At 56.6% G+C, this 18815-nt stretch carries 13 protein-coding genes; 9 read left to right on the top strand and 4 right to left on the bottom strand.

Annotation, left to right across the window (positions count from 1 at the left end):
- Positions 1-202: 202 nt before the first annotated feature.
- Together GRI41_RS03900 and GRI41_RS03895 are read right to left on the bottom strand one after the other, a co-directional pair.
- Positions 203-2947, bottom strand: a complete 2745-nt coding sequence (locus tag GRI41_RS03900; RefSeq protein WP_160603454.1) for a TonB-dependent receptor domain-containing protein — start codon at positions 2945-2947, stop codon at positions 203-205.
- 185 nt (positions 2948-3132) lie between these two features.
- Entirely contained in the window at positions 3133-3876 is a 744-nt protein-coding gene (locus GRI41_RS03895; protein ID WP_235901049.1) for an SDR family NAD(P)-dependent oxidoreductase, read from the bottom strand.
- A gap of 225 nt (positions 3877-4101) precedes the next feature.
- Here GRI41_RS03895 and GRI41_RS03890 point away from each other — a divergent pair, with 225 nt between their 5' ends.
- From GRI41_RS03890 to GRI41_RS03865, 6 genes are all read left to right on the top strand, one after another.
- On the top strand, positions 4102-5949 hold the full coding sequence (locus GRI41_RS03890) for a flavin-containing monooxygenase (RefSeq protein ID WP_160603452.1): 1848 nt from the start codon (positions 4102-4104) through the stop codon (positions 5947-5949).
- Positions 5950-5977: 28 nt separating this feature from the next.
- Complete coding sequence (locus tag GRI41_RS03885; RefSeq protein WP_235901048.1) at positions 5978-7393, top strand: aromatic ring-hydroxylating oxygenase subunit alpha; 1416 nt, start codon at positions 5978-5980, stop codon at positions 7391-7393.
- Positions 7390-9177 carry a thiamine pyrophosphate-binding protein gene (locus GRI41_RS03880; protein WP_160603451.1) on the top strand — a complete coding sequence of 596 codons (1788 nt, stop codon included), beginning with the start codon at positions 7390-7392 and terminating at the stop codon, positions 9175-9177. The genes GRI41_RS03885 and GRI41_RS03880 overlap by 4 nt, the downstream gene beginning before the upstream one ends.
- A 26-nt stretch (positions 9178-9203) precedes the next feature.
- Positions 9204-10619 (top strand): aldehyde dehydrogenase family protein, encoded by a 1416-nt coding sequence (locus tag GRI41_RS03875; protein ID WP_160603450.1) that lies wholly within the window; start codon positions 9204-9206, stop codon positions 10617-10619.
- A gap of 125 nt (positions 10620-10744) precedes the next feature.
- Positions 10745-12235 (top strand): SMP-30/gluconolactonase/LRE family protein, encoded by a 1491-nt coding sequence (locus GRI41_RS03870; RefSeq protein WP_235901047.1) that lies wholly within the window; start codon positions 10745-10747, stop codon positions 12233-12235.
- Positions 12236-12266: 31 nt separating this feature from the next.
- The gene (locus GRI41_RS03865) at positions 12267-13760 is read left to right on the top strand and encodes a CoA-acylating methylmalonate-semialdehyde dehydrogenase (RefSeq protein WP_160603448.1); all 1494 of its coding nucleotides are present in this window, start codon (positions 12267-12269) and stop codon (positions 13758-13760) included.
- Positions 13761-13766: 6 nt separating this feature from the next.
- Here GRI41_RS03865 and GRI41_RS03860 read toward each other — a convergent pair whose 3' ends face one another.
- Together GRI41_RS03860 and GRI41_RS03855 are read right to left on the bottom strand one after the other, a co-directional pair.
- Positions 13767-14261, bottom strand: coding sequence for a nuclear transport factor 2 family protein (locus GRI41_RS03860; protein ID WP_160603447.1), 495 nt, complete (start codon positions 14259-14261; stop codon positions 13767-13769).
- 97 nt (positions 14262-14358) lie between these two features.
- Positions 14359-15150, bottom strand: a complete 792-nt coding sequence (locus GRI41_RS03855) for an IclR family transcriptional regulator (RefSeq protein ID WP_160603446.1) — start codon at positions 15148-15150, stop codon at positions 14359-14361.
- A gap of 95 nt (positions 15151-15245) precedes the next feature.
- Between GRI41_RS03855 and GRI41_RS03850 the strand changes: the two genes are divergently transcribed.
- From GRI41_RS03850 to GRI41_RS03840, 3 genes are read left to right on the top strand one after another with little or no spacing between them, the layout of a single operon-like run.
- Positions 15246-16805 (top strand): acyl-CoA synthetase, encoded by a 1560-nt coding sequence (locus GRI41_RS03850; protein ID WP_160603445.1) that lies wholly within the window; start codon positions 15246-15248, stop codon positions 16803-16805.
- 20 nt (positions 16806-16825) lie between these two features.
- Positions 16826-17977, top strand: a complete 1152-nt coding sequence (locus GRI41_RS03845; protein WP_160603444.1) for an FAS1-like dehydratase domain-containing protein — start codon at positions 16826-16828, stop codon at positions 17975-17977.
- 13 nt (positions 17978-17990) lie between these two features.
- Positions 17991-18800 carry a sterol desaturase family protein gene (locus GRI41_RS03840; RefSeq protein ID WP_160603443.1) on the top strand — a complete coding sequence of 270 codons (810 nt, stop codon included), beginning with the start codon at positions 17991-17993 and terminating at the stop codon, positions 18798-18800.
- The last annotated feature ends 15 nt before the right edge of the window (positions 18801-18815 follow it).

Below are 18815 nucleotides of genomic sequence, written 5' to 3'. Positions count from 1 at the left end.
TTCACCTTGCAAAGCGACTATCCGTCACGGCCTATCAGATTTTGATCGGGTTTGAGGTGATCTATTGCTTGGCGCCACAATGCATCGCTTGCGCGATAGGAGCGCGGGGCGAGCGAGCGTCGGGCAAAAAAATTGGGCGGAGAACTCGAAAGTTCCCCGCCCGAAGTTTGGAGAGAATGCCACAAAAGGCAGTTTCTTCCGTCTAGAATTCCTTGCTGATACCGAAGCGGACTACGGTGCCAAGCGAGAAGCCATTGTACGACAGGAAGTTATTGCTGTTGCGCATGATATAGTCCGGCTGTTCATCGAAGATATTGTCGACGTTCAGACGGAATGTAGTGCCATTGAGCGGACCTGCGCCATCATCAATCGAATAGGACAGGAACAGGTTGGCAGTGACATACGGATCAATCGTGACCGGATTGTTTTGGAAGTCGAAGCCACCATCGGTAAATTTGCCCGAGTAGTTGACGGTCAACTTGCCAGAGAACCCTCCGCTTCTGAGACCTGTAAATGCGGTCGCGACGAACTCTGGAGCGTTGAGGCCGAGATTGTCTTGCAGAACGCCGCTGGCAATCAAGTCAGCTTTCAGCTGCACGTTACCTGCCACACCCAGCGACACCTCGCCCAGACCGGTTGTGGTGTCGAAATTCGCGTGGAAATCGATACCTTCCAGTTTGGCGGAGTTCAGATTGTTGATCCGGCGATCTACGAGCAGCGCGACATCGCCCGCCGGGATGGTGGCGCGAATGACATCCTCGTTGGCAAGCTGGGATACCAGCGCGTCATACACGCCCCCCGGCCCGTCAACATCCGAATTGTAGTAATAGAACTGCGGGAACAGAGTGTAGGTGCTGATATTGGTCACATCGACCACACCCAGCACATCGTCGAAATCGATGCTGTAATATTCGCCGCCAAATCTGAACCCGGGTGTCGGGGTTGCTTCGAACCCTACTGCCCAGCTCTGCGCCGTTTGTGGACGCAAGCCGTTACCCGGACCTTCCAGCAACAGCGAAAGGGTGCCCAAACCATTGTCCCGGCCAAGCGGGTCATCAGGTCGAACTGATGACGGGTTCGTCAGACCTGGATCCAGATCGTAGACGAAGCCGCCGATACGGCCCAAGGAAAGCGGCAGCGAATCCAGCGGTGTCGGCGCATTGAACGAAGTGTTGAAGTTGCCGAAGATCTGGATCCAGTCAGTCGGTTCGAAAGTGAAGCCGATGCTTGGATTGGTGGTCGAACCAAAATCGCTGTAATCATCGTAACGCAGCGAACCGGCGATGGTCAGAAAATCGGTAACCGGCACAGACAATTCGCCAAACACCGAGATCGTTTCGCGGCTGGCTTTGATAGGAGCGGTGCTGTTCACCGATCCCACCGATCCGAAGGCCTGTTGAACCCGTGCAATTGGCGACTGGTATTCCACACCGATCGCTGCAGACACAGGGCCTGCGGGCAGCTCGATCAAGGGGCCATCAGCAATCGCGCGCCCGACAAACAGTGAATGCCGGGTACGCTGGGCATTCTCGAAATCCAGGATATTGGCGATAACATCAGGGCTCGCAGCCGCAACGTTCTGCGGATCCAAAGCGCCGCTATCTACAGCAGCCTGGGCAGCAACCCGATTGACGTCGGGAAACACCTGAGTGTTGATCGATTCACCATAGTGGAAAACGGTGTTGAGCTGCCAAGAGGCACCAATATCATATTTGAAAGTGGGTGTGATGCCCCAGGTTTCGAGACCGATTTCTACTGGACGGTCGACATATGACGCATGTGGACCAAACGAAAAGCCTGTGCCGCCATCGATAAGGATGACCGATCCGATTGGCGGGTTCACCGCCGGCGGAACAAATGTCGCCGGACGCGTGGTGTAGCCAAGCGGATAGTTGCGAATTTCAGTGTCGCGATCCACCCAGTAACCGGTGACCCGCATTTCCAGCTTGTCAGACAGTTCTTGCGTAAACGATCCAAAGAAATTGGTCCGCTCCTGTTTGGGCTGATAGGTTCCTTCAACGACCTGATCGCACGGCGTGCCGACCGCACGCGGGCCTGCCCCGGGTGCAGCCGGGTTGGTTGTATAACCGGCACCAAAGAAGAAGTAGCCAACCTGAACGCCTACCGGAGAGCGGCATTCCGTACCGATGGGCGCACCGACGCCAGTCGTCGGGTCAAAAACGAGACCATTGGCAAAGTCGGTATCGCCGTTCAGGATAATGTCGCGATTGTAATAGCCGACATTGAAATAGGCGTTACCCGTACCCCAATCCTTACCAACGGTGATCGAACCGTCATATTGCTCATATTCCTTGAGCGTCGCACCAAGCGCATAGTTGGCGTCAACCTTGACCCCGTCAAAGCTGCGCATTGTGCGGAAATTGATAACACCGGCCACAGCGTCAGCGCCATAGAGCGATGAGCCGCCATCGGTTGTGACATCAATTCCAGCGAGAACCGCGGCAGGGATAACGTCGGCATCAATCGACGCTTGACCAACGCCGACCGGGGTAATCCGGTGACCATCCATTAGGACCAGCGTGGTACCACCCGAGGCGTTGTTAAAGTTCGGAAGGTTGCGAAGGTTTGGACGGTTGATCGAGATACCTGCGCGGACCCCGCGCGGATCACCTTCAAACCGGCCGTTAAAGGTGTTTGTAATCTGCGGAACGAGAGAAAGCAGCTCGTTGGTCGTGGTCGCCCCGCGCTCGACCAGATCTTCTTGCGAGACCAAAATCGGTTGCGAACCGGCAACTTCGATACCGCGGATCAAAGTCCCGATAACGACAATGTCTTCATCGTTGTTAGCATCGCTGCCTTCAACAGCTTCTTCGCCCGAATCGGCATCCTGCGCATGCGCCGCCGAAGTGCTGGCCAGCGCGATCGCCGCACCACCTGTCATCAACGCCGAACGAACGTCTAACTTAAACTTAGAAGCGAACCTCATTTCCAACTCTCCCGTGTTACTCCCGCACCATATCTAAGCAGGCTCACGCCCACACCGGTGCAGTTAGTGCACACCACTGTTGATCAACTGTTGTGCAAAGTTCCAGACTCGGGCGCTCAATAACGCCGGAGCGATACGCCCCTTTTCGGTTAAACTTACTGGTCCCTGTTGCACGATCAACGGCCCTATCCGGCGGTGACGCCTCTATCGATGACGACACAATTTCCATGAAAGCCTTTGCCATCTGGCGACGCCAGATGAGCGATCATGTCGGCCACATCATCGACATCGACAAGGCCCCTTAACCCCGCAAAGCGGTCGACCAGACTTCTGTCCATTCCCGACGGCCAAACAATATCTTCGGCGATGTTGGTATGCATTCCACCCGGCGCAACTGCATTAATCCGGATCGGCTCGTGCATATATTCCATTGCCATTGCCTTGGTCATTCCGACCAGCCCGGCTTTGCTCGCACAATATGCCGCAGCATATGCCTCACCAATAAAGGCCGCAGAGGATGCGACATTTACGATTGCGCCATCGACTTTCAGCAAATGCGGGATCGCCGCCTGCGAAAGAAAGAAGGCGCCCGCCAGGTTGACGTTCTGGATCAGATGGTAATCGCTTTCGCTCATCTGCGGCGTGTGGTCGAAGCGAATCAGCCCCGCCACATGGCAGAGCGCATCAAGCCGGCCAAAATGCGATACGCATGACTCCACTGCCGCTCTGCATGCCTCTGCGCCAGACAGATCGGCATGGATTGCAAGCACATCTGGAGAGTTCGCTGAAAGCTCCTTCTCGGTTTCGCGCAGCCGCGTTTCATTGATATCGACGATGCACAGTTTCGCTCCTGCTCTGGCCAGACAGGCAGCGCTCGCCTTGCCCAGCCCTGACCCTGCCCCGGTCACAAGAGCGACACGTCCGCTCATATCTCCGCATTTCATTTGGCCTCGCCCTCCGCAATCCGCCTTTGATCAAGCAAGCATGCAGCGTGCACCGGAAATTTGAAATGCACAGTGCGGGCAAGCGCCAAAGCAATCGCACCAGCGATGCGACACCGCCGTGGCGATAAGAGTTAGGAATAAGGCATTGGCTCTGGAATCGACACGGCTGTTGATTAAGGTCACCAACAAATGGCCATAAAGGGAGAGCCCATGACATCTTGCAAGCCCAGCAACGTGCCGCCAGTCGACGAGATCGACATTGCTGCGCTGCAGGAACGCTATGCTCTGGAACGAGAGCGCAGGCTGAAGCGCGCGGGCGGCAAGCAATATGTCCAGCCATCCGGCGGCGCGGTCTCGAGCTTTGTAAGCGACCCGCACAAGGAAATAACGCCCCGCGAACCAATCAGCGATGAAATCGATGTCGTCATTCTGGGCGCTGGATGGGGCGGCGTACTTGCGTCCTATTACCTGACCAAGCAAGGCGTGACGGACTTCCGCTGCGTCGACACGGCGGGGGATTTTGGCGGCGTTTGGTACTGGAACCAGTATCCCGGAATTCAATGTGACAATGAAAGTTACTGCTATCTTCCGCTGCTGGAAGAAACCGGTTTTATGCCGTCGAAGAAGTTCGCCGATGGCTGGGAAATCCAGGGGTATGCGCGGCAGATAGCCGAGCAGTTCGGATTTGCCGACAAGGCCCTGTTCCATACCATGATCACATCGCTGGTGTGGGACGAAGATCTCCAGCGCTGGCATGTCGGGACCAATCGCGGCGATAATATCAAGGCCCGGTTTGTGGTCATGGCCAATGGCGTGCTCAACATGCCAAAACTTCCCGCGATTGAAGGTATCGAAAGCTTCAAAGGGAAAATTTTCCACACTGCCCGCTGGGACTATGACTATACCGGCGGGAAATATGGCGATCCCACGCTTGAGAAGCTGAGCGACAAGAAAGTGGCGCTGGTGGGAACCGGGGCAACAGCGATTCAGGCGGTCCCCTTTCTGGCTGAAAGTGCGCAGCATCTTTATGTCGTCCAGCGCACACCGTCCTGCGTCGATGCGCGGCCCAATCCGCCAACCGATACAAGCTGGCTAGCAAGCCTCAGCCCGGGCTGGCAGAAAGAGCGGCAGGACAATTTCCATCGCGGCGCAATGGAAGCCTATGGCCCCGATGATGAAGATCTGGTCTGCGATTTCTGGACCGAGATCAACCGGAACATGAAGGCGCGGCTTGAGCAAGAAGGTTGGCCGGAAATTTCCGAAGAAGAATTTCTCGCGCGGCGGATGGAAATGGATCACCGCGTCATGGAGCGTATGCGCCGCCGGGTCGACGAACTGGTGGAAGACGGCGAAGTCGCAGAGGCACTCAAGCCCTATTACAATTTCATGTGCAAACGGCCGCTGTCGAGCGATGCTTTTTACCCTGCCTTTAACCGGAAGAATGTCGAGCTGATCGATGTCGCCGACACCAAAGGTCTGCAGAAGATTACCGAGAAGGGATTTGTCGCAAACGGCGAAGAGTATGAGGCTGACTGCATCATCTTCGCCAGCGGGTTCGAGGTCACCAGCGCGCTCGAAAGGCGTTGGGGCATCGACAGAATCGAAGGCCGCGAAGGCAAATCGCTATACGACCATTGGCGAAACGGGCCGCAGACACTGCACGGCACGATGACGCATGGTTTCCCGAACCAGTTCTACATCGGCTACATTCAGGGCGGTCTCAACGCCTCCGTAACAGAACAGTTTGGCCGCCAAGGCGAACATATCGCCTATGTTATCGCCGAAGCGCTTGAAAAAGGCGCTGTCGCGGTTGAACCGACCGAAGAAGCGATGCGGTCATACACCGATCACTTCAAGGCAACGCAGATTTCAAACGATGATCTGCTCAATATTTGCCCGCCTAGCTATTTTTCGAACGAAGGCGCGGACACGCATGAATGGGGTCTATTCCGCCAATGGGGCGGTGGCTGGCATGATTTCACGAAAATGCTCGCCGATTGGCGCGATGCCGGTCAGCTGGAAGGAATGGATGTCCGCCTTCCCGAGACACAAAGCTGACGATGGGCGAGGATCAACGGAACCGGATATGAGCAACAGCAAGCATCGAGCAACGCCGAACATCGCGCCCGAAGTAATGGATCGCGAAGAGCTAGTCACTTACCCGCTCGAAGCGTTCCAATCGCGCGACTATCTGGACGATGAAAAGCGCCTGCTCTGGCCAAAAATCTGGCAAATGGTCGAACGCGAGGAAGACCTGCCAAATCCGGGTGACTGGCTAACTTATAATGTCGCGGATGAAAGCGTTATCGTTCTGCGAAAGGATGATGGCAGCCTGAAGGCTTTTCACAATGTCTGCCCTCATCGGGGCCGCCAACTGGTTAGCGTACCCGATATGCTTCCCGGGCAAGTGCACGACGTTCGGGGGAACAATCGCAAAAGCTTCATCTGCGGTTTCCACGGATGGACGTTTGATACTGACGGCAACAACACTTTTATTCTCGACCCACAGGACTGGGACAACAAGCTGACCGCCGAAATGACATGCCTGTCAGAAGTGCAGGTCGATACCTGGGGGGGCTTCATCTACATCAACATGGATCCCGATGCCGTTCCGCTTGCGGAATGGATGGGTTTCGCGGGCGAAGTTCTGGAAGCGCACGAGATGTCCAAGATGCGCTACAAGTGGCGCCAATGGGCGATCTATGAGTGCAATTGGAAAGTTGCGATCGAAGCTTTCCTTGAACCCTATCACGTTGCGGGAACGCATACGCAGCTCCTCGCCTATGGTGACTACTATGCCTATTCCAAACAATTCGGCCTGCATTCGGTTTCGGGATACGATGTCCGCGAAGAAGATTTCGCGACAGAGACCAGCGGCGGCACAACGCGCTCCGGCAAAGCGGGCCTCGACCCACGTGTTTCGACATACCAGCTGATCAAGGAAAATTACGAGACGGTAAATTACGCCGCTTCGACCGAAACACTGGTCAATGCAGCAAGCCGTTTGGTCGACGAGCTACCCGAAGGCACGCCGCCGGGCGATGTCGTGGCGCATTGGATCGCATCAGCCAAAAAGGATGACGCCAAGCGCGGCGTTGTCTGGCCCGAAATTCCTGCTGATATCCAGAAAGAATCCGGCCTCGCCTGGGGGCTGTTTCCCAACCAGAATATCCTGCACGGCGCGACATACGCTCTTTGCTACCGTGTTCGCCCCTACGGCGATGATCCCGACAAATGCATATTCGAAAGCTACGCACTTGAACGGTTCCCTGATGGGGAAGAACCCGAGACCGAGTGGGTCTATGCCGAGCCCAATGCCGAAAACTGGGGCACTGTCCTCCAGCAGGATTTCGATAACATGGAATTCGTCCACAAAGGTATGAAATCCAGCGGTTTCAGGGGCCCCCTGCCCAATCCGCATCAAGAACAAAAAGTCATCAATCTGCACCGCAACCTGGCCAATTTCATGGGGCGCGGCGGAGTAAGGAAAATCGAACAATGAGCTACGCAGACGACAAACCGAAAACGGCCACATCCGACCTTTCAACAAAGGAAGGCGGTACGCCTGTATACAAGCGCATTCTCGACCTGTTCGAGGCGGAAGGCATCAAGACTTTGTTCGGTATCCCCGATCCAAACTTCGTCCATATGTGCCTTGAGGCAGAGCGGCGCGGCTGGACCGTTGTTTCACCCCATCATGAAGCAGCAGCCGGATTCATGGCAGAGGCTGCAAGCCGCATCACCGGCAAACCCGCATTATGTTTCGGAACGCTTGGCCCCGGCCTCGCCAACATGATGCCGGCAATCCAATGCTGCAAAGTGGAAAATTCACCGGTCATCTTCCTTGGCGGGCAGCGCGCGCGGGTAACCGAACGCCGCGTCCGGCGGGGGCGGATCCAGTTCGTTCGACAAGAACCGATGATCGAGGATTCGGTCAAATATTCGGGCGCGATCGAATATGCTGACCAAACAGACGAAGTTATTCGAGAGGCGATCCGCGTCGCGATGTCAGGCACGCCGGGGCCAACCTATGTCGAATATCCCAGCAATGTTATCCTCGAAGAGCTTGATGCACCCGACATTCTGCCGCCGGCGCGGTACCGGCTAACCCAGCAAGGGGCCGACGGTGATCGGATTGCCGAGGCAGCCGAACTGATCAAGAATGCCAAGAACCCTGTTCTTCTGGTCGGCCATGCGGTTCACACGACCAAATCTGGCGAAGCGGTCAAGGAACTCGCGCTCAAAATGAACTGTCCGGTGGTACAGACTTCCGGCGGGACGAGCTACATCAAGGGAATCGAAGATCGTACGTTCCAATATGTATTTTCCGATGCCTCTATCGAGGCGGTCGAGAAATGCGATGTTGTCGTGGCCCTTGGCACAGAATTGGGCGAGCCGGTTCACTTCGGCCGCTGGCGTCACTGGTATGAAGGCGAAGCCAATCGCAAATGGATTTATGTGCAGCAGGACCCCACTGCCATCGGGGTCAATCGTCCGATTGACGTGCCGCTGGTTGGCGATGTTCGCGCAGTCGTGCCGCAGCTTACCCGCGCGCTTGGTGATTGGTCTGGGGACACCGCCGATCTTGAGAAGTTCATGCATGACGGCCAGGCAGAGCTCGACGAACTCGCGGAAGAGACACTTACCAAAAGCGATGGGACCGGCAACGTAGCGGTTCACACCAGCCGGTTCATTGTCGAGGCAACCAAAGCCTTTCCCGAAGACGGCATCATGATCCGCGACGGCGGTGCGTCGGTGGTGTTCGGCTGGACCTATAACCAGTGCAAGCCCAACGATGTCATCTGGAACCAGAATTACGGCCATATCGGCACTGGCCTACCCTACGCCACCGGAGCCATGCTCGCCGATCAGGCTGAAACCGGCAGAACTCGGCCGGGAATGCTGGTTACATCAGATTCCTCCTTCCTGTTCCACATCGCCGAGTTGGAAGTTGCGGTCCGCCGCAATCTTCCGCTCGTTTGTGTGGTAGGCGTCGATTTCCAGTGGGGGCTGGAAGTCGGCGTCTACAAGCGCACCTTTGGTCCCGGGACCGAAGAGACCGGAACGCATTGGAGCGACAAGGTCCGGTTTGACAAAATTGCCGAAGGTCTGGGAGCTCACGGTGAATTTTGCGCAACAGCAGACGAGATCGGGCCTGCGATTGAACGCGCATACAAGCGCGGCGGGCCGACCGTGATTCATGTTCCTATCGATCCCAAGGCCAATTCGGAAGAAATGCCCAAGTATGACAAATTCCGGACCTGGTATGCCGAGGGCACCCAATAATAGCCGCTAACCGGCAGGAGAGAGCAATGCGCGAATATCTGAAATTCTACATCGATGGCGAATGGGTTGACCCGCAAAGCGAAGGAACCGTCGACCTGATCGATCCTGCAACAGAGGAAGTCTCTGGCCGCATTGCATTGGGCACAGCCGAGGATGTTGATCTGGCGGTCAAGGCAGCTCGCCGCGCATTCGCCTCTTATTCGCAGACTTCACGCGAAGAGAGGCTCGATCTGCTCCGGGCGATCAAGGCGGAATATGACAAACGGCAAGGCGAACTCGCCGCTGCGATCACCGAAGAGATGGGCGCGCCAGCTTCGCTTGCCTCCGGTTTCCATACCTTCCTTGGTACGGGTCACCTCGACACCGCGATCGCAAGCCTGGAAAACTACGTTTTTGAGGAGCAACAGGGCGACACCCTGATCGTGAAGGAACCCATCGGGGTTTGCGGCATGATCACGCCGTGGAACTGGCCAATAAACCAAGTGACGGTAAAGGTATTCCCTGCCCTCGCCACTGGCTGCACGATCGTTCTCAAGCCGCCACAACTGGCCGCCTATTCCGCGCAAATACTCGCCGAAATTCTCGATGCAGCCGGGGTTCCCAAGGGCGTCTTCAATATGGTGCAGGGCAAGGGATCTGTCATCGGCAGTGCCATCTCCAAGCACCCCGGTATTGATATGATCTCTTTCACCGGGTCGGAAAGCGTTGGTGTCCAGATCAGCAAGGATGCGGCCGACACGGTCAAGCGCGTTTGCCTTGAGCTGGGCGGAAAAAGCCCGTTCATCGTTCTGGACGACGCGTCGATGGCGGAACATGTCACCGGCGCGACGACGGGCATGATGGTCAATTCGGGGCAGACCTGCAGCGCCGGATCGCGCCTGCTTGTCCCGTCATCGCGGATGGATGAAGCCAAAGCTCTGGCCAAGGCGGCGGCTGAGAGCGTTGAAGTTGGCGATCCGCGCGGCAATGCGGCGATGGGTCCGGTTGTTTCCGAAGAGCAGTACCGGACAGTGCAGGACTATATCGAGAAGGGAATTGCAGAAGGGGCCGAACTCGTAGCGGGCGGCCCCGGGCGCCCTGATGGCCTCGAAAAAGGCTTCTTCGTTAAACCAACGGTATTTGCCACAAGCAACGACAAGGTTGTCGCGCGCGAGGAGATCTTCGGGCCGGTGCTGGTCATGATTGGCTACGACGACATCGAAAGCGCTGTCGAAATCGCCAACGACACCGATTTCGGCTTGGCGGGATACGTGAATGGCGAAGATATCGAGGCCTGCCGCTCTATCGCGAAGAAAATCCGTGCCGGCGCAATTTACGTCAACGGTGGATTTGACTTCAACGCCCCGTTCGGCGGTTACAAGCGCAGCGGCAATGGCCGCGAATGGGGTGCGCACGGCTTTGAGGAATATCTCGAAACCAAAGCTATTGTCGGTCACGGCTGAGGAAGAGGCACGAACCAATGTCACTATCGCGAGGTCGCCTGGATACTATCCCGTCAGCAAATGTCGCTGAAGGCTGGACCCTTTCTAGGGTCAGCCACCCAAGCCGGTTGCATGGAGCCAATGGTTTGCGCACCGGTCCTGACGGGCGGATTTACGTCGCGCAGGTGCCAGGCAGCTCTATAAGCGCGATTGATCCTGACAGCGGCGCGGTCGAGACAATTTGCGCCATAGATGGCCCCGTTACCGCTCCCGATGACCTCGTTTTTGACGAACACGGCAACATGTTCATCACCGAGGTGACTCTGGGCAAAGTCAGCATGCTTTCTGCTGACGGTGCGTACCGAGTCGTCAACGGCGCAATGCCTGTCGCCAATCCAATCACGATGCATGAGGGACGCCTAATCGCAGGCGAATGCCGACCCGATGGGCGGGTAATGGAGTTGGACAAGGATACCGGTGCCGAGCGTCTCATTCTCGAAAATGCGCCAATGCCGAATGCCTTTACGGTGGGCCCCGACGGCAAGCTCTACATGCCGATGATGGCGGTCAACGAGATCTGGCGGATCGATTTGCAGGGAGGCGATCACGAAGTCGTCGCCGGCGATCTGGGCGTGCCGGATTCGGTGAAGTTCGATAGCAAGGGCCGGATCGTTTCGACCCAAGTCGCGAGCGGAGACGTTTTGAGGATTGATCCACAAACCGGTGAACGCGAAGTGCTCGCCACAGTGGCTCCTGGCCTCGACAATTGCACTTTCGTGGGCGACCGGCTGTTTGTCTCGAGCATCTCCGGACAAGTCAACGAGGTGCTCTCGGACGGGACAACCAAGAACCTTGTGCCCGATGGGCTGCAATGGCCGATGGGCCTTGCTCTCGGCGAAGACGGATCTCTGTTTATCGCCGATGGTGCGTATAGCTATCTTGTTGACCCCGACGGAACGCGCCAGACAATCGGATTTCTGTTCTATCCCGGCTATCCGGGTTTTGCCCGTGGTGTCGCAGCCGATGGCCCCGGCCAATGGTTGACAACCAACGCAGGCGGACAAGTGATGCGATGGAACCTTGCATCACAGGAAAGCGAAGTGGTGGCGGAAGGTTTCGAAGTTCTTTTCGGTGTAACGCGGGCTCAGGACGGTTCGGCAATTTTCGCAGATGGCGCCGCTGGCCGCGTACTTCATGCAACAAATGGTTCCGTAGAGGAACTGGCCAGTGGCCTTGATAGGCCAATGGGTGTTGCTGTCAGTAGTGGCGGAAAGGTTTTCGTATCCGAGAACCGTGCGGGCCGCGTCGTATCGATTAAAGGCGGTGCAACCGAAACGGTGATTGACGGTCTGCGCGAACCGCAGGGAATTGCCATCCATGCCGATCGGCTATTCATACTCGATGTAGGCGACAGATCGCTTGTCAGCGCGGCCCTCGACGGATCGGATCGTCAGACAATCGCCAGCAATCTGCCGGTAAAAGCACCCCCGGGTGTGACCCCGAAGATTCTCGGCGGGGTTGGAAATCTTTCGGGTCCCATGGAATCCTTTGCCGGAATTGCCGTTGCCGCGGATGGCACGATCTACGTGTCCGGCGATGCTGAAGGCAGCGTGCTCTCTCTCGCACCCGTCCAGTAACAAGTTCAACAGTTAAACAATCGGAACAACCATGCGCCAGATCGATCATTTCATCGTGGGTGAAAGCCCTTCCCCTGCTCGCAAACATCAAGTATGGAATCCCTCTACCGGAGAAGTCCAAGCCGAAGTCGGACTGGGTGATGCCGCTCTGCTGGAGCAAGCCGTTAAAACCGCCAAGAATGTCCAACCCGAATGGGCTGCAACCAATCCGCAGCGCCGCGCACGCGTGATGTTCCGGTTCAAGCAACTGCTCGAAGAAAACATGCAGGAACTGGCCGAACTTCTTGCAAGCGAACACGGCAAGGTTGTCGAGGACGCGAAGGGTGACGTCCAGCGCGGCCTTGAAGTTATCGAGTTTGCCTGCGGAATTCCGGAAGCTTTGAAGGGCGAATATACGCAAGGCGCTGGCCCGGGCATTGATGTCTATTCGATGCGGCAACCGTTGGGGATTGGTGCAGGTATCACACCGTTCAACTTTCCGGCGATGATCCCGATGTGGATGTTCGGAATGGCAATTGCGGCAGGCAACGCGTTTATCCTGAAACCTTCCGAACGCGATCCCAGCGTTCCCGTTCGGCTCGCAGAATTGTTTGTCGAAGCGGGGGCCCCGGAAGGGCTGCTTCAGGTTGTGCATGGCGACAAGGAAATGGTCGACGCAATTCTCGATCACCCGGATATTGCCGGGGTCAGCTTTGTCGGATCATCAGACATTGCGCATTATGTCTATGAACGCGGTGTTGCGGCAGGCAAGCGGGTGCAGGCGATGGGCGGCGCGAAAAACCATGGAATCATCATGCCAGATGCCGACCTCGATCAGGCGGTGGGTGACCTTATGGGAGCGGCCTTTGGATCGGCCGGTGAACGCTGCATGGCGCTGCCGGTTGTGGTGCCGGTGGGTGAAGACACCGCAGAACGCCTCAAGGAAAAGCTGATCCCGGCGATCAATGCCCTTCGTGTTGGTGTATCAACCGATCCGGACGCCCATTACGGCCCGGTGGTAACGCCAGAGCATAAGGCGAATATCGAACGCTGGATCAGCACTGCCGAAGAAGAAGGCGGCGAGATCGTGATCAACGGTCGCGGGTTCAGCTTGCAAGGCCATGAGAAAGGCTTTTTCGTCGGCCCCACCCTGATTGACCGGGTGACACCGCAAATGAAAAGCTATCAGGAAGAGATTTTCGGCCCGGTGCTGCAAATTGTCCGCGCCAAGGATTTCGATGAAGCAGTCCGCCTTCCCTCCGATCACCAATACGGTAACGGCGTCGCCATTTTCACGCGCAATGGCCATGCGGCCCGCGAATTCGCCTCACGGGTCAATGTCGGGATGGTTGGCGTGAATGTGCCGATCCCAGTCCCGGTCAGCTATCACAGTTTTGGCGGCTGGAAACGCTCGGGCTTCGGGGACACCGACCAGTACGGAATGGAGGGTCTGCGTTTCTGGACAAAGGTCAAGAAAGTGACCCAGCGCTGGCCCGATGGCGGTGGCGATGGAAGCAATGCCTTCGTTATCCCGACGATGGGCTGAGAATTCTCAATCTGGCGGGCGAATATAGGTTTCTTCGTCGTCCGCCGGACCGCTGGGGAATGCGCCATAGTCTGGCGTGTCGGCAAAACCGCCAGAGAAATCATGCGGACCACGATATTTGAAACTCCAGTGACGTTTTGCAAAGCGCCACTGCCCCTCTTCCAAGACATAGCGGTCATGATAGACGCCGATTGTCATGGCGCCCGAACCGTCTTTCATCTTTGAAAATTCGATCATCTGCTGCCGGCCGACCGCACCTTCATCGGTAAGATCAAGCAACGGCTGGAGGGCAACCAGCTGGATGCGTTCGCAATAGGACAGCATTGGGCCGGTGAGCTCGAAAATGGTTTCGCGCCCTTCCATGACCCGGCCGCCGATTTTCCAGACGCCTTCTTTCGCAAAGCAATCGGCAAATTGGCGAATATCCTGACGGAAAACAGCGTCGACAAACCGCGCGTGAAGTTGGCCAATCCCTACGGCTGCAACTGTGAAGTCATCCATCGCCTGATCCTTCTCTCAATACTCAGATGTTCATCGACTATAGAGTCCCGCGCAGAAATAGCGCCGTGCCTGCGTATTTATCGCAGACGCGAAGCAATCAGCCGCCCGTGCTTTCAAGCCGGGATGAAAGTACAGCCGCAGATTTTCGCAAGGCTTCGCCAATCATATCCACTCCGGCATCGCGAACATTGCCCTCCATACCCAAAGCGACAAGTGCGTGCCCCGGCGCGCTGCCCGGCTGCGAGAACACCGGTGCGGCAAGCACGGTCGCGCCCGCCATGTAGAAACCGTCATCCACGGCAAAGCCCCGCGTCCGGGTCTCGCCAATCTGGGTGAGCCATTGTTCAAATGTCGGCGGGTTATCCCAGCGCAGCTCCGAAAAGCGTTCCTGCAAGCTGGCAACGGAAACATCGGCAAACGCTGCAATGCACCGTCCGGTTGCGCTAATCAGGGCCGGAAAGCGGCTGCCGATATGAGCGGACAGTTGGAAACTGGCACTTCCTTGCGCCGTTCCGATCACAATGATGTGATCAAGTCCGACAATCTGGACCGCCATGGTGCTGACACCGGACTGCTGCGCCAACAAATCAAGTTCTGGCTGCACGATGTCGGCGAAGCGATCTTGCTTCAGCCACCCCCTGGCGAGTGACAGCACCCCCGCATCAAGCCGGTAAAGCTTGGAGTTCGGATCAACCGCGACAAGCTGTTCTTCAACCAGTGCGCGAAGAACGTAAAGGCACGTGCTTGGAACCAGCTCAAGTTCGCGGGCAATCGCCTGAACTCCAAGAGGTTTTTCGCTGCGCCCAAGCAAGCGCAATATGGCGACCGCGCGGGCAATGGCCGGGGCTTTTCCTTTGGATGGGGGAGTAGAGGACGCAGCTTCATTCATTCGATATATTGAATATCATTCGATATTTGCAATAGCAAGGGCTTTATGGCATTTAATCGGCACTCGCGCCGAATCGACCGGAGAAGGGAAACCAAGTGACCAATCTCAGCAGCTTCACCAGCTATGCAGACGCACAGGAACACGCGTCTTCCGCTGCGCTGTGGGAGCTGTTCGATGGCGACAAGCAAGGCTTCAATATCGCTGCAGAAGCGATGCTGCGTCACGCCGATGGTTCGGGCCGTCCCGCGGTCCGGATCGCACATGCTGACGGCGAAAACGAAATTCTGAGCTTTGATGAAATTGCGTCCGGCGCCGCACAATTCGCCCATTGGCTGGATGCCAATGGTGTTAGCAAGGGTGATCGTATCGCCTTCATGCTCGAACCCTCTTTGCCGTTTTATGTCTGCCTGTTTGGCGCGATGCTGCACGGCGCGATCTCCGTTCCGCTGTTCACCCTGTTCGGGCCCGACGCGTTGAGGTTGAGAGTTGATGACTGTAAGCCAGCGGTGCTCCTGACGAGCGACGAGAAGGCTGAGCTCGCCCGATCGGTCGAAGGCCCGCGGATTGTTGTTGCCAATGATACGTTGATCGGCTCGCTCGCGGAATATCCCACCGAGTATGAAGCCAAAACCAAAGGCGATGACCTCGCCTGCTTCCAATATACCAGCGGCACCACGCGCGAATTGCCAGAAGCCGTAAAACACACTCACCGTTCGCTCGTGACGCTAATGTTTGCCGCTCTCTATGGAACCGGCATCCGGCCGGGCGACGAGTTCTTCTGCCCTTCTTCGCCGGCATGGGGGCATGGCCTTTGGCACGGCACCCTCGCCCCGCTGGGACTGGGTGTGACCACGGGAACGATGGGGCGTGGGAAGTTTGATGCGGCCCGATTGATGCAGGCGCTGCAGGATTTCGGCATTACCAACATGTCGGCTGCTGCAACGCATTACCGGATGATGAAGAATACCGGACAATCGGGCCAGTTCCGGTTTGCCATCGGAAAGCTTTCTTACACCGGCGAACCGATTGACCCCGACACGCTGGACTGGATTGACGAGACTTTCGCGGTCGATGCTTGTTCGATGTATGGCACGACCGAAATCGGCGTTGTGCTGGTCAATTATCCGGGTGCCAAGGATTTCGCGGTAAAGCCAGGCTCGCTCGGCAAGCCTATTCCGGGACTCGCGCTCGAAGTGCAGCGCGCAGACGGCACAGCTACCGATCCGGGTGAGGTTGGCGAGCTGATGCTCAAGCGAAAGGATGGCTGGCTTTCGACCAAAGACCGCGCGAAGATTGATGAAGACGGCTACTTCTATCACTGCGGCCGGGCCGATGATGTGATCATTTCGGCTGGTTGGACGATGAGCGCGGTCGAGATCGAAAACACCATGCTCAAACATGACGATGTGCTCGAATGCGCGGTGATCGGTTCGCCCGATGAAAAACGCGGACTTGTGGTCAAGGCCTTCGTCATCAGCAGTCGCGCAAGATCGGACGAATTTGTTCGCGAATTGCAAGATTTCACGCGCACTCGACTGGCGCAGCATGAATTTCCACGGATCGTCGAATTCGTCGACGAACTTCCCAAAACGCCGGCCGGCAAGGTCAATCGCAAGGTTCTTCGTGATCGCGAAGCGGCACTTGCAGCAGCATAATTTCAAGGAGAACCACAATCATGGCCACTCAGGCAAAAGAGCAGCGATTTCCCAAGATCACCGAAGAAGGCCTGGCCGATCTTCGCAAGCGGATCGGTGTAAAGATCGAGAACACGGTTGAGCCGTGGAATTACGAGGCCACACGAGACGGTATTCGCCACTACGCCCACGGAATCGGCGATGACAATCCATTGTGGTGCGATCCTGAATATGCAGCCAAGACCAAATATGGAACGATCGTGGCGCTTCCGAGCTTCCTGTTTTCGACCGACCGTATTGTTTCGGGCTATTGTGGCGGATTGCCGGGCGTCCATGCGATGTGGGCCGGTGCCGACTGGACCTGGCACAAGCCAGTCTTGCGCAACGACACGATCAGCACCGAATCCCATCTCAAAGACCTGATCGAACACCAGACCCGCTTTGCCGGGCGCGCGTACCAACAGATCTACCACGTCGATTTCTTCAACCAGCACGGTGATCACGTGGCCGAATGCGACAGCTATGTTTTCCGCACCGACCGGGACGAGGCTCGCGAACGAGGCACCAAGTATACCGAAGCGCGGGCAAGTCACGAAGCAGCGAGTGAAAAGCTCACTGACGAACAGATGCAGGAATGGTTCGATCTGTACCGCAACGAAGAAATTCGCGGCGCCACGCCGCGCTATTGGGAAGACGTGCAGGAAGGCGACGAGCTGCCGCGAATGATGAAGGGGCCGATGACGGTCACCGGATTTATCGGCTACGCCCAAGGCTGGGGCGGCCTGTATATCCGCACCAACAAGCTACACTTCCAGCTGATCGATGCGCATCCTGGCCTCGGCATTCCAAATAAGTTCGGTGTGCGTGATGTTCCCGAACGGGTCCACTGGGATGATGATTTTGCGCGCGAAGTCGGAACACCTGGCGCATATGATTACGGACCAGAGCGCCACAGCTGGCTGACCCACCATGTCACCAACTGGATCGGCGATGATGGCTTCCTGCACAAATCGAAAAGCCAGATCCGCCGCCACAATCCCGATGGCGACGTGATTTTCATCGACGGGCAGGTAATCCGCAAGTTCGAAGATGGCGGCAAGAAATATGTCGAGATCCAGCAACGCGCAGAGACCCATCGCGGAGAGCTGAGCGCGCTAGGAACCGCAGTGGCTGAACTGCCAAGCAAGGGCTAAAGGATACGTTCAAATGGATGGTTCTGTTCTCTTTGACTCGCTTTTCAACGGCGAACGGTCGCTCCAATTATGGTTCGGGCTGTTCATCATTGCGGGTTTGGTCGCCGGCCTTCTCACAGGCTTCTTCAAGGCCCGCAAAATCCAGCCAAGAGGGTTCAAATGGCACCGGTTCCGGATGGAGGCACTGTACGGTGTCATCAACGTGGCGATTTCGGGCACGATCCTGGGCCTGACCACAACATGGCTGCAGGATAGCGGCTTTGCCGTGATCGATCCCACGCCCGTCCCCTGGTGGGTCGTGGTGCTCGAATTCGCTGCCTATTTCCTGCTGTTCGACACGTGGTTTTACTGGTTTCATCGCTGGATGCACAAAGAGCCGTTCTATACCTATGTTCATAAGCTGCATCATCTGTCGACTTCGCCAAATCTGCTGACGACAATATCGGTCAACCCGCTTGAAAGCTTCATCAATGGCGGATTCGTACCGATCTTCATCACCACCGCGACATTGTTCGCGCTGCCGATCAGCGAACAGGCAATGTTCCTGATTGGCCCCACCAACATCATTATGGGGCTGTATGTCCATTCCGGTTACGAGTTGTTCCCGCGCTGGTGGAACCGCAGCTGGGCAACAAAGTGGTTCATCACAGCCACATTCCACGATCAGCACCACAAATATTTCAACTATAATTTTGGCGGCTACACGACGATCTGGGACCATATTTGCGGGACCAAGCGGAAAAAATATGACGCCGACTGGGAAAAGCTGAAAAGCCGGCCGTCCGAAAAGGATAGTCAATCGGGCGAGATTGCTGCCGGATAAAATAGCCAAGAGGGG

Source organism: Pontixanthobacter aquaemixtae (genome assembly GCF_009827395.1).
In the GTDB taxonomy this organism is placed as follows: Bacteria; Pseudomonadota; Alphaproteobacteria; order Sphingomonadales; family Sphingomonadaceae; genus Pontixanthobacter; species Pontixanthobacter aquaemixtae.
The sequence above is the reverse complement of the archived record's forward strand: the minus strand, read 5'-3'. Positions and strand labels throughout refer to the sequence as shown.

Excerpts from the sequence above, each read along its gene's own strand:
- GRI41_RS03900 (WP_160603454.1), bottom strand. The coding sequence starts at position 2,947 with ATGAGGTTCGCTTCTAAGTTTAAGTTAGACGTTCGTTCGGCGTTGATG.
- GRI41_RS03895 (WP_235901049.1), bottom strand. The coding sequence starts at position 3,876 with ATGAGCGGACGTGTCGCTCTTGTGACCGGGGCAGGGTCAGGGCTGGGC.
- GRI41_RS03890 (WP_160603452.1), top strand. The coding sequence starts at position 4,102 with ATGACATCTTGCAAGCCCAGCAACGTGCCGCCAGTCGACGAGATCGAC.
- GRI41_RS03885 (WP_235901048.1), top strand. The coding sequence starts at position 5,978 with ATGAGCAACAGCAAGCATCGAGCAACGCCGAACATCGCGCCCGAAGTA.
- GRI41_RS03880 (WP_160603451.1), top strand. The coding sequence starts at position 7,390 with ATGAGCTACGCAGACGACAAACCGAAAACGGCCACATCCGACCTTTCA.
- GRI41_RS03875 (WP_160603450.1), top strand. The coding sequence starts at position 9,204 with ATGCGCGAATATCTGAAATTCTACATCGATGGCGAATGGGTTGACCCG.
- GRI41_RS03865 (WP_160603448.1), top strand. The coding sequence starts at position 12,267 with ATGCGCCAGATCGATCATTTCATCGTGGGTGAAAGCCCTTCCCCTGCT.
- GRI41_RS03860 (WP_160603447.1), bottom strand. The coding sequence starts at position 14,261 with ATGGATGACTTCACAGTTGCAGCCGTAGGGATTGGCCAACTTCACGCG.
- GRI41_RS03855 (WP_160603446.1), bottom strand. The coding sequence starts at position 15,150 with ATGAATGAAGCTGCGTCCTCTACTCCCCCATCCAAAGGAAAAGCCCCG.
- GRI41_RS03845 (WP_160603444.1), top strand. The coding sequence starts at position 16,826 with ATGGCCACTCAGGCAAAAGAGCAGCGATTTCCCAAGATCACCGAAGAA.
- GRI41_RS03840 (WP_160603443.1), top strand. The coding sequence starts at position 17,991 with ATGGATGGTTCTGTTCTCTTTGACTCGCTTTTCAACGGCGAACGGTCG.